Source organism: Microbacterium sp. ZW T5_45 (assembly GCF_044987415.1).
GTDB lineage: Bacteria > Actinomycetota > Actinomycetes > Actinomycetales > Microbacteriaceae > Microbacterium.
Window position 1 is genome coordinate 1 of sequence record NZ_JBJDRJ010000061.1, and the last position, 15,379, is coordinate 15,379.

The 15,379-nt window shown below is 69.9% G+C and carries 13 protein-coding genes; 6 read left to right on the forward strand and 7 right to left on the reverse strand.

The window, feature by feature from the left end; translation table 11 throughout:
• Positions 1-1,431: ATP-dependent helicase C-terminal domain-containing protein (locus ACI3KS_RS18740; protein WP_404920054.1), on the forward strand; the 1,431-nt coding region annotated here is incomplete at its 5' end.
• A gap of 159 nt (positions 1,432-1,590) precedes the next feature.
• On the opposite strand, the gene ACI3KS_RS18745 is transcribed toward ACI3KS_RS18740, so the two are convergent.
• The 5 genes from ACI3KS_RS18745 to ACI3KS_RS18765 all read right to left on the reverse strand — a co-directional run bounded on the left by ACI3KS_RS18745 (position 1,591) and on the right by ACI3KS_RS18765 (position 6,280).
• Positions 1,591-2,325, reverse strand: a complete 735-nt coding sequence (locus ACI3KS_RS18745; RefSeq protein ID WP_404920055.1) for an ABC transporter permease — start codon at positions 2,323-2,325, stop codon at positions 1,591-1,593.
• Positions 2,322-3,086, reverse strand: coding sequence for an ABC transporter ATP-binding protein (locus ACI3KS_RS18750; protein WP_404920056.1), 765 nt, complete (start codon positions 3,084-3,086; stop codon positions 2,322-2,324). The genes ACI3KS_RS18745 and ACI3KS_RS18750 overlap by 4 nt, the downstream gene beginning before the upstream one ends.
• 212 nt (positions 3,087-3,298) lie before the next feature.
• Positions 3,299-3,895: a TetR family transcriptional regulator gene (locus ACI3KS_RS18755; protein WP_404920057.1), complete on the reverse strand. Its 597-nt coding sequence runs from the start codon at positions 3,893-3,895 to the stop codon at positions 3,299-3,301.
• A gap of 60 nt (positions 3,896-3,955) precedes the next feature.
• Complete coding sequence (locus ACI3KS_RS18760; protein ID WP_404920058.1) at positions 3,956-4,711, reverse strand: AAA family ATPase; 756 nt, start codon at positions 4,709-4,711, stop codon at positions 3,956-3,958.
• A 39-nt stretch (positions 4,712-4,750) separates the two neighbouring features.
• Positions 4,751-6,280 (reverse strand): L-serine ammonia-lyase, iron-sulfur-dependent, subunit alpha, encoded by a 1,530-nt coding sequence (locus tag ACI3KS_RS18765; protein ID WP_404920059.1) that lies wholly within the window; start codon positions 6,278-6,280, stop codon positions 4,751-4,753.
• A 55-nt stretch (positions 6,281-6,335) separates the two neighbouring features.
• On the opposite strand from ACI3KS_RS18765, the gene ACI3KS_RS18770 reads away from it, so the two are divergent.
• Positions 6,336-6,971 carry a hypothetical protein gene (locus tag ACI3KS_RS18770; protein ID WP_404920060.1) on the forward strand — a complete coding sequence of 212 codons (636 nt, stop codon included), beginning with the start codon at positions 6,336-6,338 and terminating at the stop codon, positions 6,969-6,971.
• A gap of 74 nt (positions 6,972-7,045) precedes the next feature.
• A complete protein-coding gene (locus tag ACI3KS_RS18775; RefSeq protein ID WP_404920061.1) occupies positions 7,046-7,354 on the forward strand; it encodes a hypothetical protein in 309 nt (102 codons plus the stop codon).
• A gap of 156 nt (positions 7,355-7,510) precedes the next feature.
• Here ACI3KS_RS18775 and ACI3KS_RS18780 read toward each other — a convergent pair whose 3' ends face one another.
• Positions 7,511-9,241: an L-aspartate oxidase gene (locus ACI3KS_RS18780; protein ID WP_404920062.1), complete on the reverse strand. Its 1,731-nt coding sequence runs from the start codon at positions 9,239-9,241 to the stop codon at positions 7,511-7,513.
• Between the two features lie 79 nt (positions 9,242-9,320).
• Between ACI3KS_RS18780 and ACI3KS_RS18785 the strand changes: the two genes are divergently transcribed.
• Together ACI3KS_RS18785 and ACI3KS_RS18790 are read left to right on the forward strand one after the other, a co-directional pair.
• Positions 9,321-10,256 (forward strand): LysR family transcriptional regulator, encoded by a 936-nt coding sequence (locus ACI3KS_RS18785; RefSeq protein WP_404920063.1) that lies wholly within the window; start codon positions 9,321-9,323, stop codon positions 10,254-10,256.
• 79 nt (positions 10,257-10,335) lie between these two features.
• Positions 10,336-12,711: a hypothetical protein gene (locus ACI3KS_RS18790; RefSeq protein WP_404920064.1), complete on the forward strand. Its 2,376-nt coding sequence runs from the start codon at positions 10,336-10,338 to the stop codon at positions 12,709-12,711.
• Between the two features lie 97 nt (positions 12,712-12,808).
• Here ACI3KS_RS18790 and ACI3KS_RS18795 read toward each other — a convergent pair whose 3' ends face one another.
• The gene (locus ACI3KS_RS18795) at positions 12,809-13,807 is read right to left on the reverse strand and encodes an Lrp/AsnC family transcriptional regulator (protein ID WP_404920065.1); all 999 of its coding nucleotides are present in this window, start codon (positions 13,805-13,807) and stop codon (positions 12,809-12,811) included.
• A 99-nt stretch (positions 13,808-13,906) separates the two neighbouring features.
• On the opposite strand from ACI3KS_RS18795, the gene ACI3KS_RS18800 reads away from it, so the two are divergent.
• Positions 13,907-15,379: MFS transporter (locus ACI3KS_RS18800; RefSeq protein WP_404920066.1), on the forward strand; the 1,473-nt coding region annotated here is incomplete at its 3' end.

Here is a 15,379-nt window from a genome sequence, read left to right on the forward strand (position 1 = left end):
CCCGAGATCGCCACCTCCGATCTCGCCGACGCCGCTCTGCTGCTGGCGTGCTGGGGCGCACCGGGAGGCGTGGGGCTCCGGATGATCGACCCGCTGCCTGGAGAGGCGCTCGCCGACGCGCATCGCGTTCTCGCCGCACTCGGTGCGATCGATGACGACGGGCGGGCGACGACCGAGGGTCGGGAACTGGCACGGATCCCCACCGATCCACGGCTCGCGAGGGCGCTTCTCGACGGCAGTCGCATCGTGGGGAGCCGGATCGCGGCCGAGGTCGTCGCGCTTCTCGGCGGCGACGTGCGGATCGCCGACGCCGATGTCGCCCAGGCCCTCATCACGCTGCGCGGCGGACGCACTCCCGACGCCCGACGCTGGCGGAACGACGTCGAGCGGCTGTCCGGCCTGGTGACGGCGACGCCCGGCATCCGCTCCGATCTCGACGGCACCGGCCTCGTGATCGCACTGGCGTTCCCCGACAGGATCGCCCGGCGCGTGGACCGCACCGCGGACGGGGCGACGTTCCTGCTGGCGTCCGGAACCCGTGCCGGCGTCCGCGGACCGCTCGCCGGTGCCGAATGGCTCGCCGTCGCCGAGGCCGCTCGGGCATCCGGGCGCGCGACGGCGGGCTCCGGCGCGATCGTGCGATCGGCCGCGGCGCTGTCGGAGGAGCAACTCGAGAGCGCCGCCGGCCACCTGCAGACGGATCGCGTCGAGGCGGAGTTCGCGAACGGACGTGTGCAGGCGCGGCGGGAGCGCCGCATCGGCGCCATCCTGCTGTCCTCGGCTCCGGTGCGCGCGTCGGCCGACGAGGGGCGGGATGCCGTGCGCCGTGCACTGCAGCGCGACGGGTTGGGAGTGTTCACCTGGTCGGATGCCGCCGACGAGCTGCGCCGACGGCTGGCTCTGCTGCACCGCGAGCTCGCATCGCCCTGGCCGGACGTGTCGGATGCCGCGCTGCTCGCCGGGCTCGACCGGTGGCTCGCGCCCGATATCGATGCACTGGCGGGCGGAACCCCTGCCGGACGGATCGAGATGGCGTCGCCGCTGCGCCGCCTGCTGCCCTGGCCGGATGCTGCACGGCTGGACGACCTCGTGCCTGAGCGGCTCGAGGTGCCGAGTGGATCGCGCATCCGCATCGCCTACCCGCCACTCGATGACACGGCGGCACGGCCTGTCGTCGCCGTCAAGCTGCAGGAGTGCTTCGGCTGGGCCGAGACGCCACGGCTCGTCGACGGGCGCGTGCCCGTGCTCTTCCACCTGCTCTCCCCCGCCGGGCGGCCGCTCGCGGTCACCGACGACCTCGCCTCGTTCTGGTCGGGTCCCTATGCGCAGGTGCGCGCCGAGATGCGCGGGCGGTACCCGAAGCATCCGTGGCCCGAGGACCCGTGGGCCGCCACGCCGACGAGGCACACGAAGAACCGGGCCGGGCGGTAGCGGGTCGGGGCGCGTGTGCGCATGCGCATGTGTGTGCGTGCGCATGCGCGTGCGCGTGCGAGAAGTCGGAGATCCCGCCCGACACGCCCTCCCGCAGCCCCGCCCGGCGGCGTGTCGCGCCTTCGCTCCGACCTTTCCTACCGGGAGGCGGAAGAAAGCTCAGGGCGTGCGGCGGCGGAGCGTCGCCGAGGCGAGCACCAGCGCACCGGCCGCGAAGGCGGCGACGATCAGCAGAGGACGCAGCACCTCATCGCCGACGTCACCGGCGACCACGGCGTCCACAGCGTCGATCGCATGGCTCAGCGGCAGCCAGTCCGAGATCGCGTGCAGCGCATCCGGCATCCGATCGCGAGGAAGGAACACGCCACCGAGGATGATCTGCGGGAACACGAGCAGCGGCATGAACTGCACCGCCTGGAACTCCGTGCGGGCGAACGCGCTGGCCAGCAGCCCGAGCGCCGTGCCGAGGAGTGCATCCACCACCGCGACGAGACCGAGCTGCCACAGCGGACCATCGACACCGAGCCCGCACACGCCGACCGCGAACCCCACCGTCACGACCGTCTGCAACACCGCCATGAGTCCGAACGCGAGCGCATAGCCGAGGATGAAGTCCGCCTTGGCGAGTGGCGTCGTCATCAGACGTTCGAGAGTGCCCGACCTCCGCTCACGCAGCGTCGTGATCGAGGTGATCAGGAACATGACGATGAAAGGGAAGAGCGCGAGGATCGCCCCGCCGACACTGTCGAACACATCTCCCTGATCGCTCAGCACCCAGGCGAAGAGACCCACGAGCAGGCTCGGTGCGATGAGCATCAGGGCGATCGACCGCGGATCGTGACGGAGCTGTGCGAGCACACGCGCCGCAGTGGCGAGCATCCGCCGGCCGTTCATCCGTTCGCCTCCCGTCGTGAGCGCCGCGATCGCGCCCGATCCACGTCGGCGTCCCTGTCGATGAGCGCGAGGAACGCGGCCTCGGGATCGGTCACGCCCGTGTCTGCGAGCAGCCGCTGAGGCGTGGTGTCGGCGATCACGCGTCCGTCGCGCAACAGCAGCAGCCGGTCGCAGCGGAGGGCTTCGTCCATGACGTGGCTCGAGATCAGGAGCGTCACCCCGCCCTCGGAGAGAGTGTGGAACAGCGTCCACAGCTCGGCGCGCAGCACCGGATCGAGGCCGACGGTGGGCTCATCCAGGACCACGAGCTCGGGCGCCCCGATCAACGCCATCGCCAGAGAGACCCGCGTCGCCTGTCCTCCGCTGAGCGCATCCGCTCGCCGGTCGGCGTGCGAGAAGAGATCGACCTCGGCGAGAACCCGATCGACTTCGGATCTCGGCGCCTTCAGGATCGCGGCGACGTAGGCGAGGTTCTGCCGCACCGTGAGGTCGCCGTAGACCGCACTGCCCTGCGTGCCGTACGCCACGCGGTGGCGCAGGCCCGGCGACCCTGCAGGCTCGTCGAGCACGGTGATCTCGCCGGCCGAGATGCGCTGGACCCCGACGATCGAGCGCAGCAGCGTGGTCTTGCCGCATCCGGAGGGGCCGAGCAGGCCCGTGATCTGCCCGCGCCGGATCGTCAGCCCGATGCCGTCGAACACCCGGACTCGCCCTCGGCGCACCGAAAGACCCGAGACCTGCACCGCTGCAGTATTCATCATGCGATGAATTATGCGCTTGTGCGGCGGGCTGGTCAACGGGTCGTGCGGCCGCGCCTTCTCACGCCCGCGCCCCTTCATGCCCACGCCCCTCCCGGGCTACGACGCCCCTGCTGAAATGCGTGAATCAGCGGGGGCGTGGTAGCTGAACGGGGGCGTCGGCGTGAGAACCGGGCCCCGCTGTGCCACCGCGGCCCGGCGCGCATCCCAGCGAGTCAGTCGAACAGGTACCGCTGCACGGTCGCGCCCACGCGCGGGACGAGATCGTCGACGGATGCCGCCGTGAGAGCCGGCAGCTTGATGACGTAGCGGGCGATGAGCATCCCGGCGATCTGCGAGGCGACCAGGCCCGCGCGCAATTCGCCGTCGTCGACCTCGAGCGACCGGGCGATGCGGCTGATCAGCTCGCGCGACAGGAATCCGGCCAGCATCGGCGTCGTGAGCTTGCTGCCGATCGCGGTGCGGATCAGCATCACCCCTCGGCGCCGCACCTCGGGCCGCTCGAACGACTCGAGCACGTAACGGACCAGCCGCTCCCCCACCTCGTCGCGGGGTCCGCGCAGGATGCCGGGCACATCGACGTCAGGGCGCATCGGCACACCCACGGCGTCCGCGAACAGATCGGCCTTGGTTCCGAAGTAGTGATGCACGAGAGCCGCGTCGACACCCACGCGCGCGGCGATCGAGCGGATCGTCGCCCCCTCGTATCCGCGCTCACCGAACTCGTCGACCGCCGCCGCGAGGATGCGCTCCCTCGAGTCGGATCCGCCACGGGGGCGCCCTCGACGCTTCGGCGCCTTCGACTCGGTCATGCGCCACACCCTATCGACAGGCGGATGCCGGCACACAGGGCTTGCGCGATCTGTGGATGATCAGGCGAGAAGGTGGCGCAGATAGCGGTTCGGATCATCGAGGAACGACCGCCAGTGCGCGACGAGCTCGAGGTCGTCCCACGCCGCCTCGCGGATGCCCCATTCGCCGACCTCGAGGATCCGCGCACCGGGCAGAGCCGCGAGCACAGGAGAGTGTATCGCGCACAGCACCTGCCCGCCCTCGTCGGCGATGCGCTGCAGCACGGCGATGAGCGCCAGGGTCGACTGGAAGGACAGCGCGGCCTCGGGCTCGTCGAGGCAGTAGAAGCCGGGCTCGTCGAATCGGCTCTCGAGCAGCGCGAGGAACGACTCCCCGTGACTCATCTCGTGGAACGGCACGTCGGCGCCCCCGGTCGAGGGGTTCTCCTCGAGGTACGTGTAGAACGAGTGCATCGTCTCGGCCCGCAGGAAGAACCCCCAGCGATTCGCGCCGATGCCGCGTTGCAGGCGGAGCCAGTCCGACAGCGGCGACTCGGTCGCTCGCGTGCGGTGCCGCGCCTGACGTGAACCGCCCTCGGGCGACAAACCGTAGGCGATCGCGATGCCCTCGACGATCGTGGATTTGCCGCTGCCGTTCTCCCCGACGAGGAAGGTCACACCCGGCGCGAGATCGATGCCATGGCGCAGCACCTGCGCGACCGCCGGGATGCTCGCCGGCCAGCGCCCGTCGGGTACCGGCGCGTCGTCGTTCGGGCGCACCGCGACGACGGGCTGCTCGCGCCGCCGCCTGCTGCCGGGCGTCCAGATCGATTCCACGGGAGCGACGCTACCCGCGACCACCGACACGTGGGGCGCTCAGCACTCGATCACGTTCACCGCGAGTCCGCCCTCGCTCGTCTCCTTGTACTTCGTCGACATGTCGAGCCCGGTCTGCCGCATGGTCTCGACGACGGCATCCAGAGAGACGTAGTGGCTGCCGTCCCCGCGCAGCGCGAGGCGAGCCGCCGTGACAGCGGTCGACGCGGCGATCGCGTTCCGCTCGATGCACGGGATCTGCACGAGTCCGCCGATCGGATCGCACGTAAGCCCGAGATGATGCTCCATCGCGATCTCCGCCGCGTTCTCGATCTGGCGATTGGTGCCACCCATCACGGCGGTGAGGCCGCCGGCGGCCATCGCGCACGCCGAACCCACCTCGGCCTGACAGCCGCCCTCGGCCCCGGAGATCGAGGCGTTCGCCTTGAACAGCGAACCGAGAGCGGTCGCCGTGAGCAGGAAACGACGGATACCGCGTCGGCGGTTCGCCTCGGCGACCAGGGCCTCGTCGCGCCCTTCGTCTCGTCGCTGCGCTCCTCGCTCAGGGACCGGGGCCGCGACCGCGGCCGTCGCGGTCTCGTCGAAGCCGAGCAGAGCGCTGCCCACCAACTCGCCATAGGGGGTCACGGCGTTGCCCGAACCGAGGCCAGAGTCGGCGAGGAACCGCCACCAGTACATGGCCACGGCAGGGAGGATGCCGGCCGCGCCGTTGGTCGGAGCCGTGACCACCCGTCCGCCGGCGGCGTTCTCCTCGTTCACTGCGAGCGCGAACGCGCCGAGCCACTCCCCCGGCAGTTCACGGCGACCGTCGGACTCCGCCTCCTCGAGCTGCGCGCGGATCGCCCCGGCGCGCCGCTTGACCTTCAGGATCCCCGGCAGCACGCCCTCGGCGTGCAGACCGGCGTCGACGCATCCGGCCATCGCATCCCAGATCGCGTCGAGTCCGGCCGCGACCTCGTCCTCCGAGCGCATCGCGGACTCGTTCATGCGAGCCACCTCGGCGATCGTCAGACCGTGCTCGTCGCACAGCGCCAGCAGCGACGCGGCATCCGCATACGAGTATGGAAGCGCGGTCGAGGCGACTCCTGCGGCTTCGCCCTCGCGACGGATGAAGCCGCCGCCGACCGAGTAGAAGGTCTCCTCCGCCACGACGGCACCCTCGGCATCCCATGCCGTGATCGTCATCGCGTTCGGATGCCCCGGCAGACGCGTCCGCGGCGCGAAGACGATGTCGTCCTTCGCGAACGGCACCTCACGCGCACCGTCGAGCAGCAATGTCCCACCATCGGGGAAGTCCGTCCACGCCGCGCGGACCGCCGCCGGATCGCAGCTCTCGGGCGCGAGTCCACGAAGGCCGGCGACGACGGCATCCGGCGTCCCATGTCCGATTCCGGTCGCGCCGAGCGAGCCATACAGTGCGCACCCGACGCGGGAAACGCTGTCGAGCCTGCCGTCAGCGGACAGGCGACGGACGAAGTCGAGGGCCGCCCGCATCGGGCCGACCGTATGCGAGCTCGACGGCCCCACTCCGATGGAGAAGAGGTCGAAGGCCGAGACGTACGCTGTCACCCCTCCAGGCTACGCCGCATCCGGCATTTCGGTTCATGACCGCTAACCTGATCGCGTGAGCGACGACACCGGAATCCTTCTCTTTCTCGCCGCGGGCGTTCTCGTCCTGATCCTCATCGTCGTGTTCGGCGTGCTCGGATCGCGCCGCAAGAAGCGCGCGACCGAGCCGACCTTCTCGGCGCGGCAGTCCGCGATCGGCCGGCAGCCATTCCTCGAGAGCAGCGACCTCACGCTCGACGACACCCGCCAAGAGGAGATCTTCCGCCAGCGCTATGCGATCGGTGGAACTTTCACGCTCCCGGTAACGGATGCCGCGGGGACGAGCACCAACCGCCAGGTCGAGATCTCGCGCATCGGCCGCAGCCTGCGCGCGGGCTGGCCGCAGGCGAAGCTCGGCCTGTCGGTGTACTTCCGCGAGTGGGAGCAGAGCGAGTTCCCGGCTTCTTTCGCGGTGAAGGGCTCCGACCGCATCGTCGCCGTGTCGCTGGATGCCGACGGCATCACCGCTCTCGACGCGGCATCGGCTGTCGTGTGGTCGTCGCCATGGGAGCGGCTGCTGTTCTCGAACGGACCGGACCTCGTGCTCGGCGACGGCGCGAGCCGCACGGTGCGCCTCGAGTATCGAGATGCGGATGCCGCGCTCGAGGAGCTGATCGTGAAGTACGGCACGCTGAAGCAGATGCACTTCTGAGCATCCGTCAAGCCCCTTCTCACCGGCGACGGGCATCGCACATGCTGGGCGGAGCCAGTGAGAAGGGATTCACCATGAGCACGCCCGAGCACGACCACGCCGAAGCGCAGACCCCCACCCCGTCGCCGACGTCGGGAACGGATGCCGGTGAGCTGAGGGATCCTGCCGCGGAGTCCTCCGATCGGGAGGGCGAGGCGGAGACGCCCGCTGAGGCGGAGTCGGCAGAGTCCGCCGATCCTGCAGAGATCCCCGACAACGAACAGCTCGAGGAGCCGAGCACCGAGAAGGAGCCGTCGGAGGAGCCGAAGGCCCCGAAGCGCGACGACTCCGATCCCGACCATGAGGCGGTCGGGATCGGAGTCGTCGACGGTCCGGACGCATAGCCCGGTCGTTGAGCGAGGAGCGCAGCGACGAGACGAAACGTCCTGCCACGTTTCTTCTCGCTCCGCGGTTCCTGAGCGAGGAGCGAAGCGACGAGCGCCGTACTGAGCGAGCGAAGCGAGTCGAAGTGACGAAGGGCGCTCAACGACCGGAGGGAGCTACTCGACGAGCTTTCCCGTCGTGTCGACCTCGCGCATGAGCTCGGCGATCTCGGCGGGGATCGGCGGGATGCTCTCACGCGTGACACCGGCGGTCGGCGACCAGACGAGGTTCACCTGCAGCGTCGGATCCGTGTCGGGGTAGTCGCTGCGGTTGTGGCATCCGCGGGTCTCCCGACGCTCGAGCGCCGCCTCGAGCGTCGCCCTGGCGGCGAGCGCCGATGCCTTCAGGTCGAAGGCATGGGCGAGATCCTGGAACCCGGCGATGTCCGGGTGGATGCCGATGTCCTCCATCCGCCCCTCGATGAGGTCGAGCTCAGCGAGCCCGAGCTTCAGCCCTTCCTCGTCGCGCACGACGCCGGCGTACTCGGTCATCGTGTTGCGGATCGCACGCTGCAGCGCACGGACGTTCTCGCGTCCGTCGGCGGCGAGCAGGTCGTCGATCTCGGCTCGCGCCGCCGCGACGGCATCCGCCGATCGACGCTGGGCGTCGAGCCCTGCCGCGTGATCCATGGCCGCCTGGCCGACGATGCGTCCATAGACGAGGAGCTCGATGAGCGAGTTGCCGCCCAGGCGGTTCGCTCCGTGCAGGCCGCTTGACGCCTCGCCGATCGCGTAGAGGCCCTCGACGTCGGTGCGGTGATCCTCCGGGCGCACCCACACCCCGCCCATCGAGTAGTGCGCGGTCGGCGCGATCTCGATCGGATCGGTGGTGATGTCGAGCATCTGCAGCTCCATCATCGTCTGGTAGACACGCGGCAGACGGGTCATGATCGTCTCGCGAGGCAGGTGCGAGACGTCGAGCCAGACGCCGCCGTTCTCGGTGCCCCGGCCCTCCTTGATCTCGGTGTACGCGGCGAGCGCGACGCGGTCGCGCGTCGACAGCTCCTGACGCTCGGGATCGTACTTCGGCATGAAGCGCTCGCCCAAGGCGTTGCGCAGCACGCCGCCCTCCCCGCGGGCGGCCTCGGAGATGAGCGTGCCGGCCGCGTTCTCGGGCTCGAGGATGCCCGAGGGGTGGAACTGCACGAGTTCGGGGTCGCGCAGGCGACCGCCGGCTTCGACTGCGAGGCGGAACGAGTCGCCTGTGTTCTCGTCGCGCCGAGACGAGGTGCGCCGCCAGATGCGGTTGTGGCCACCCGCCGCGAGGATCACGGCATCCGCGTGGATCAGGTAGCGCGTGCCGTCGGCCTGGTCGAAGCCGTAGGCGCCGAAGATCACGTTGTCGCGCACGAGCAGGCGCGTGATGTAGACGTTGTCGAGGATCGGCACGTTCAGCTGCTCGGCCTTCGCGACGAGCGTGCGCTGGATCTCGAGCCCCGTGTAGTCACCCGCGAACGCGGTGCGGCGGAACGTATGCGCGCCGAAGAACCGCTGCGAGATGCGACCGTCGTCCTCACGGGCGAAGTCCATGCCCCAGCGCTCGAGATCGCGGATGCCGCGCTCCGCACCCTGCGTCACGATCTCGACCGTGTGCGGGTTGGCGAGCAGGTAGCTCTCCTTGATGGTGTCGGCGGCGTGCTGCTGCCAGCTGTCGTCGGCGTCCATGGTGCCGAGGGCCGCGTTGATGCCGCCGGCGGCGAGGGAGGTGTGGGCATCCTGTCGGGGGCGCTTGCCGACGGCGAGGACGTCGACACCGTGCTCGGCGACCTCGATCGCCGCGCGCAGCCCTGATCCACCGGTGCCGATCACGAGGATCGTGGTGGAGATCTGACGTTCGCGTGTACTCATGACTCCGACGCTAATTAGGGTGCCCTCACTCCGTCCAATGCATAGTTCGAGTCGAATCCATGCCGGTAGGCTATGGCGCATGAACCTCGAGCAGCTGCGCGGTTTCGTCGAGGTCGCCCGCCTCGGACACTTCACCCGGGCGTCCGAGAGTCTTCATCTCGCACAACCTTCGCTGAGCCGTCAGATCTCGACTCTCGAGAAGGAGCTCGGGGCCGACCTGTTCCATCGCGCCCGCGGACACATCTCCCTCACCCCCGCCGGTGAGACCCTGCTCCCCCGCGCGCAGCGGATGCTGGCCGAAGCGGAATCGATCAAGGAGGAGATGGGCGAGCTCGCCGGTCTCCGCCGCGGTCGCGTGCGACTGGGCGCGGCGCCGACGCTGTGCATCAGCCTCGTCGCCGAGACGCTCGGGACGTTCCGCGAGGAGCATCCGGGCGTCGAACTGCAACTGCTCGAGCGCGGCTCGCGACGCCTGATCGAGCAGCTCGCGGTGGGTGCCGTCGACATCGCGCTGATCACCGAGTCGACCGCGCATCCGGTCGCGGGGGTCAGCCTGACGCGGACCCGGCTGCTCACGGAGGAGCTCGTCGCGGTCTCGTCCGCCGCGAAGCCGCCGATCTCGGAGGGGCAGATGGTGTCGCTCGCCCACCTCGCCACGCTGCCGCTCATCGTGTTCGACCACAACTACTCGCTGCGCGCGACCGTGGATGCCGTGTTCGAGTCGGAGGGCTTCACGCCAAACGTCGTGTTGGAAGGGGCGGAGATGGATGCCGTGCTGAGCTTCGTCGAGCGCGGGGTGGGCGTCGCGATCGTGCCGGCGATGGTGCTGCTCGACCGACCGGAGCTGCGGTCGGTGCGCATCGCGCACGACGGGATGCGGCGCACCGTCAGCCTCGCGCACCGTGCCGACGTGACACCGGCGCTCGCCGTGGCGAAGATGCGTCGGGCGATCATCTCGACGGCGGCCGAGGTCGCACGGCGCGACCCCGCGATCACGAGTCTGATCGAGGACTGAGCCCTCGGCCGACGGCATCCGGAACACCCGAATATCGGCTTCGGCGTAACAGAACCTCTCTTCCCGCGTCTTAGAAGGCATGGGCCACTTCCACCCGCGCCGCGTGCGCGCGTTCTCCGCCGTCACCGCCGCGCTGCTCGCCGGCGGTCTGGCCGCTATGACCATCCCCTCCGCTGCGACCGCCGCTCCGACGACCACGGGCACGACGACCAGCGTCGCGTACACCGCCGGCAAAGGCGTCGGATCCGGGCAGTGGGGCGTCGTCGGCGACATCCGCACGCTCGAGTCCGGTACCACCTACACGTACGGCGCCGACATCAACCCCGTGACCGGATCGCTCACCGTGAGCGATAGCGGCAAGGTCGTCTACAGTGCTCTGTGCTCTTTCATCGGCATGAGCAATCCCTGCCAGACCGGCACGCCGAGCATCGCGGACTACGCCCTCCTCGGCGGCGATCCCGCCGCAATCGGCACGACCGACGTCGGAGCGACCGAGTACCTCGGCGCCGGCGCGTACGCGGTGAACGGTGCAGCGTCCAGCAGCCGCACCCGCAACACCGGCATCGGACAGCTGTACGAGACGTTCGCCGATCGCACGAACGTCGCCCTTCCCGTGAACGCGCAGAACGGCCCACGTGGCATCGCGCACACGGCCGACGGGGTCGCCTGGGTCGTGAACTCCGAAGCCGTGGCCCCCGTGGGCGGGGCGCCCGGCGCGGTCGACCGCTACGACGTGAACCTCACCCCGCTCACGGGCGCCGGCTGGACCGGTGCCTGGGCGCAGCGCGAGGAGCCCGGCGTGCACTTCTACCGCACCGGCATCGACACGACACCCGACGGCAGCATTCTCGTGAACTCCGAGGTCAGCGACCGTTTCCAGCGGTACGACGGCACGGGGGCATCCACCGGCTCGGTGCTGCTCGACCTCGCCGGCCCCGTCTACCGCAACCCGTACAGCGTCGCCGTCGACAAGATCGACGGCTCGATGTACGTGCCGCTCATCAACTTCCGTGACACCCCTGCGGTCACGCCGTTCCTCGAGAAGCGCAACGCGGCGAACGAGGTGGTCGGGCAGTTCACCTCGAGCGCATTGCTCGCCGGCCAGGTCGTGTTCAGCGCCGAGGTCGAGCCGCGGACGCAGGACGTGTTCGCGTGGAGCCAGAACGGATCGATCGTGCAGTGGGACAAGGACGGCGCCGAGGTCCAAGTGTTCCGCAACGGCACGACACCGGGAACCTTCCCCGGCCTCACCACTCCGCGCGGCATGACCTTCGACGACAACGGCCGCATGTACATCACCGTCGCCGAGGGCACGTCGTCGACCCGCGTGATGATCCTCGGCAAGACCCCGGACCCTGTGACCTCGGTGTGCTCGCAGTTGGGCGCCGACCGGACAACGGCCAGCCTCACGATCGACTGCGCCTCGGGGCCGGCCGGTGCGGAGGCGCCGTACCAGCAGACGCAGCTGCTCGATTACATGATCGAGGCGTCGACCGACGGCGGCACGACCTGGCAGGTGTTGACGAAGGATGCCGGAGTCTCGGCCGAACGCGAACAGACCGTGAGCGGGCTCGACCCGGCCGCGAATTACACGTTCCGCGTCTCGGCGTGGAACGAGGCGGGCAACGGCGACTGGATCACCAGCACCCCGATCGACTACACGACCGCCGACGTCACGTTCGACGGCGTCGAGAACACCGCGGTGATCTTCGACGCGCTCACCGGCGACGCCGGCTCCAGCGTGCCGACGGGTATCGCGCTCGTCGACGCCGATGGCGCGACGCAGCCGACCCTCACGGTCGACGGCGAGGGCACGTACACCGTGAACGCCGACGACACGATCACCTTCACGCCCGTCGAGGGCTTCACGGGTGACGTCACCCCGGTCACGATCGCCGTGCTCTTCGATGGCTGCGATCTGCGCAAGACGATCACCGGCACACTCATCGCGAAGCCCCGACTGACGCTGCAGGCGACGGTCGTCGGCGGCACGCTCACCGCCGACGACATCGATCTCACCGCGATCGGTCCCTCCACCATCACGGGCGTCACAGGCGCGACCGCCGTGACGCATGCGGTGGTCGACGGCGGCGAGTACACGCTCGCCGCCGACGACCTCGCCTCGTACACGGCATCCGACTGGACCTGCGTGCTCACCGGCACCGAGACGGCGGTCGATGTCTCGGTGAGCGCCGTTATCGGGCTCGTACTGAGCCAGGACGTGACCTGCTCGATCGTCTACACGTTCGTGCCGACGACCACGCCCGAGCCGTCGACTCCGCCGGTCGACCCGACCGGCACCACGCCGTCGTCGACGCCGACGACCGCGCCCACGACCGCGGGCGGCCTCGCGGCAACCGGTCAGGGCACACCCGTCGTGCTGATCGCGCTGGCCGTGACCCTGCTCATCGCCGGCGGCGCAGTCGCCGCGATGCGCCGCTCACGCCGCGGCTGACGCTCACGAGCTGACGCACAGAAGCCGACGTGCGAAGGGCCGGCCGGCCCGCAGATCGAGAAGGGTCCGGATGCCGAGCATCCGGACCCTTCCTGCGTCAACGGATCGGGATCGTCTCCCCGGTCACCCGGCCGTGCCGGTCGAGCAGATGACCGAGGTGCTTCATGGTGCGCAGCACCACCGAGCGATCGGCGATCGTGACACCCGGAAGCCGCTCCTCGATCGTCGCCTCGAGCCGGCTCACGTCCTGCAGCGTGCGCAGCCACACGGCCATGATCACGTTGTACTCGCCCACCGTGTTGACGACGAGCCGCACCTCCTCCATGCGCCCGAGCTGCGTGCCGATTCGGGCGACCATCGCTGCGGGCACCTTGAGGAAGTACCAGGCGTAGATCGGCCAGGGGGTCTGATCACGGGCGACGTCGACCCGGATCGCCAGGCGCCCGGACGCGCGCATCTCGGCGATCGCGTCGCGCACCCGCCGCGGCGATACCCCGACGCGACGGGCGAGCTCCGTGGTGCCGATACGGCCGTCCTCGGAGAGCTCGGCCCCCAGGCGGCGCCGTTGCTCGACGCTCAGGCGCACGGGAACCGCCGGCGCCGGCGGTTCCATCGCCTCGATCTGCGCGACCTCGCCGGGCGACAGCGAGCGCAGGCGCCAATCCCGTGCGTCGCGCACCGTCGCCGACACGAGGTGCGTGCGCATCGAGCGGATGCCGGAGATCCCACGGATGCGCTCCAACGTCCACTCGGCGAGCGCGGCGGCATCCGTCGCGGCCAGGGTCAGCAGGATGTCGCGCCCGCCCGCCGTGAGATCGATCGTGAACGGCTCGGGATCGCGGGACAGCGTCTCGGCGACCGCCAGCGTCTCGCCGGGGCTGCAGTCGATCTCGATCAGCACCACCAGACCGGGCGGGCCGTCGCCGTAACCGGTGACGTACACGACGCCCTGCTCGCGCATGCGCGCCCACCGTCGCGCGAGGGTCACGGGATCGGCGCCCACGATCGGCGCGAGCGCCGTCCAGGTGGCGCGCGGGCTGATCTGCACAGCGTGCACCAACCGCTGATCGAGATCATCGAGAACTGAATCCTGCATGAACGACCTCCTTCGTCCATTTTCCTGCATCAAGCCGAATCCAGGGCATGCGATTTCATATCGTCTCTGCATTCCCGCCCTTTCTCTCAAGGAGACGCCATGGCCGTCACCGCACCACCCGGCACGACCGCCCCTTCCCGCACCGCGTTCCGCGGCGTCGTCGGATTCCTTGTCGTCATGGAGCTCGGCTCCGGCATGCTCCAGGGCTGGTACCCCGTGCTGCTCGCGGCGATCGGCACCGAGTTCGGAGTCGGCGCCGCGCAGCTCAACTGGGTCAGCGCCGCCTACATGCTCGCCACCGTGGTCTGCGTGCCGATCCTCGCGAAGCTCGGCGACCGCTACGGCCACAAGCGGCTCCTCGTGATCTCCGCGGCCCTCGTCGCCCTGGGCTCGATCGTCGTCGCCCTCGCCCCGAACTTCGGCGTCCTGCTCGTCGGGCGCGCGCTGCAGGCGCCGCTGGCGGCCTTCCTCCCGCTCGAGTTCGCGATCGTGCGCAACCGCGACGCGAAGTCCGCAGGTCGCTCGATCGGCAAGCTCGTCGGCGCCCTCACCTTCGGCGCGGCGATCGGCGCACTCGGCTCCGGCCTGCTCTACGGAGCGGTCGGCGATCTGCGCATCGTGCTCTGGATCCCGGCGATCTTCCTCGCTCTCTGCGTGCCCGTCGTCGCCTTCCTCGTCCCCGAGTCCACCGTCCGCGCCACGGGGCGCACCGACTGGCTCGGCGCGAGCCTGCTCGGCATCGGTCTCCTCGCCGCGCTCGGCGGCATCTCCAACGCCTCGACGTGGGGCTGGACGAACCCGATGACCTGGCTCGTGATCCTCGGCGGCATCGCCCTGCTCGCCGTCTGGGTGTTCGTCGAGAAGCGCGTGGCGCACCCGCTGATCGACGTGACGTTCCTCCTGAAGGGCGGCGTCGGACTGCCGCTGATCATCGCGTTCCTCTTCGGCGCGCAGCTGTTCGGCAGCCAGTCGGCGTCGAACGTGTTCGTGCTCAGCGACCCCGACGTCGTCGGCTTCGGGCTCGGCCTCACAGCGGCCAGCGTCGGTCTGATCTCGCTCGCCGCCGCACTGTCGGCCTTCGTCGCCTCGATCCTCGGCGACCGCATCGCGGGACGCATCGGATCGAAGGGCACACTCGTGCTCGGCGGCCTGCTCGTGACGGTCGGATACCTGCCGTTCCTTCTGCTCTCGTCATCGGCACCCGCAGTGATCGCCGGCATGGTCATCGGCGGCCTCGGCAACGGACTGCTGATCTCGGCGCTTCCCACGATCGTCGTGAAGCGCGCACCGGCCGATTCCGTCGGCATCGCCTCGGCGCTGTACAACACCTCGCGCACGGCCGCCGGAGCCGTCGCGGGAGCCGTCTTCGCCCTTGTCATGGCGAGCTTCGTGCTCACGATCGGCACGGGCGACACTGCCATCGTCACCACGGCGTTCACCGGCTATGTCGCCGTGTGGAGCGTGTGCGCCGCGATCGGCATCGCGATCGCCGTGCTCTCGCTGTTCCTGCGTACTGTGCCCGAGCCGGCCGAAGGCTCCCACGGTCGCGGTGAATCCCGCATCCTGCAGAGC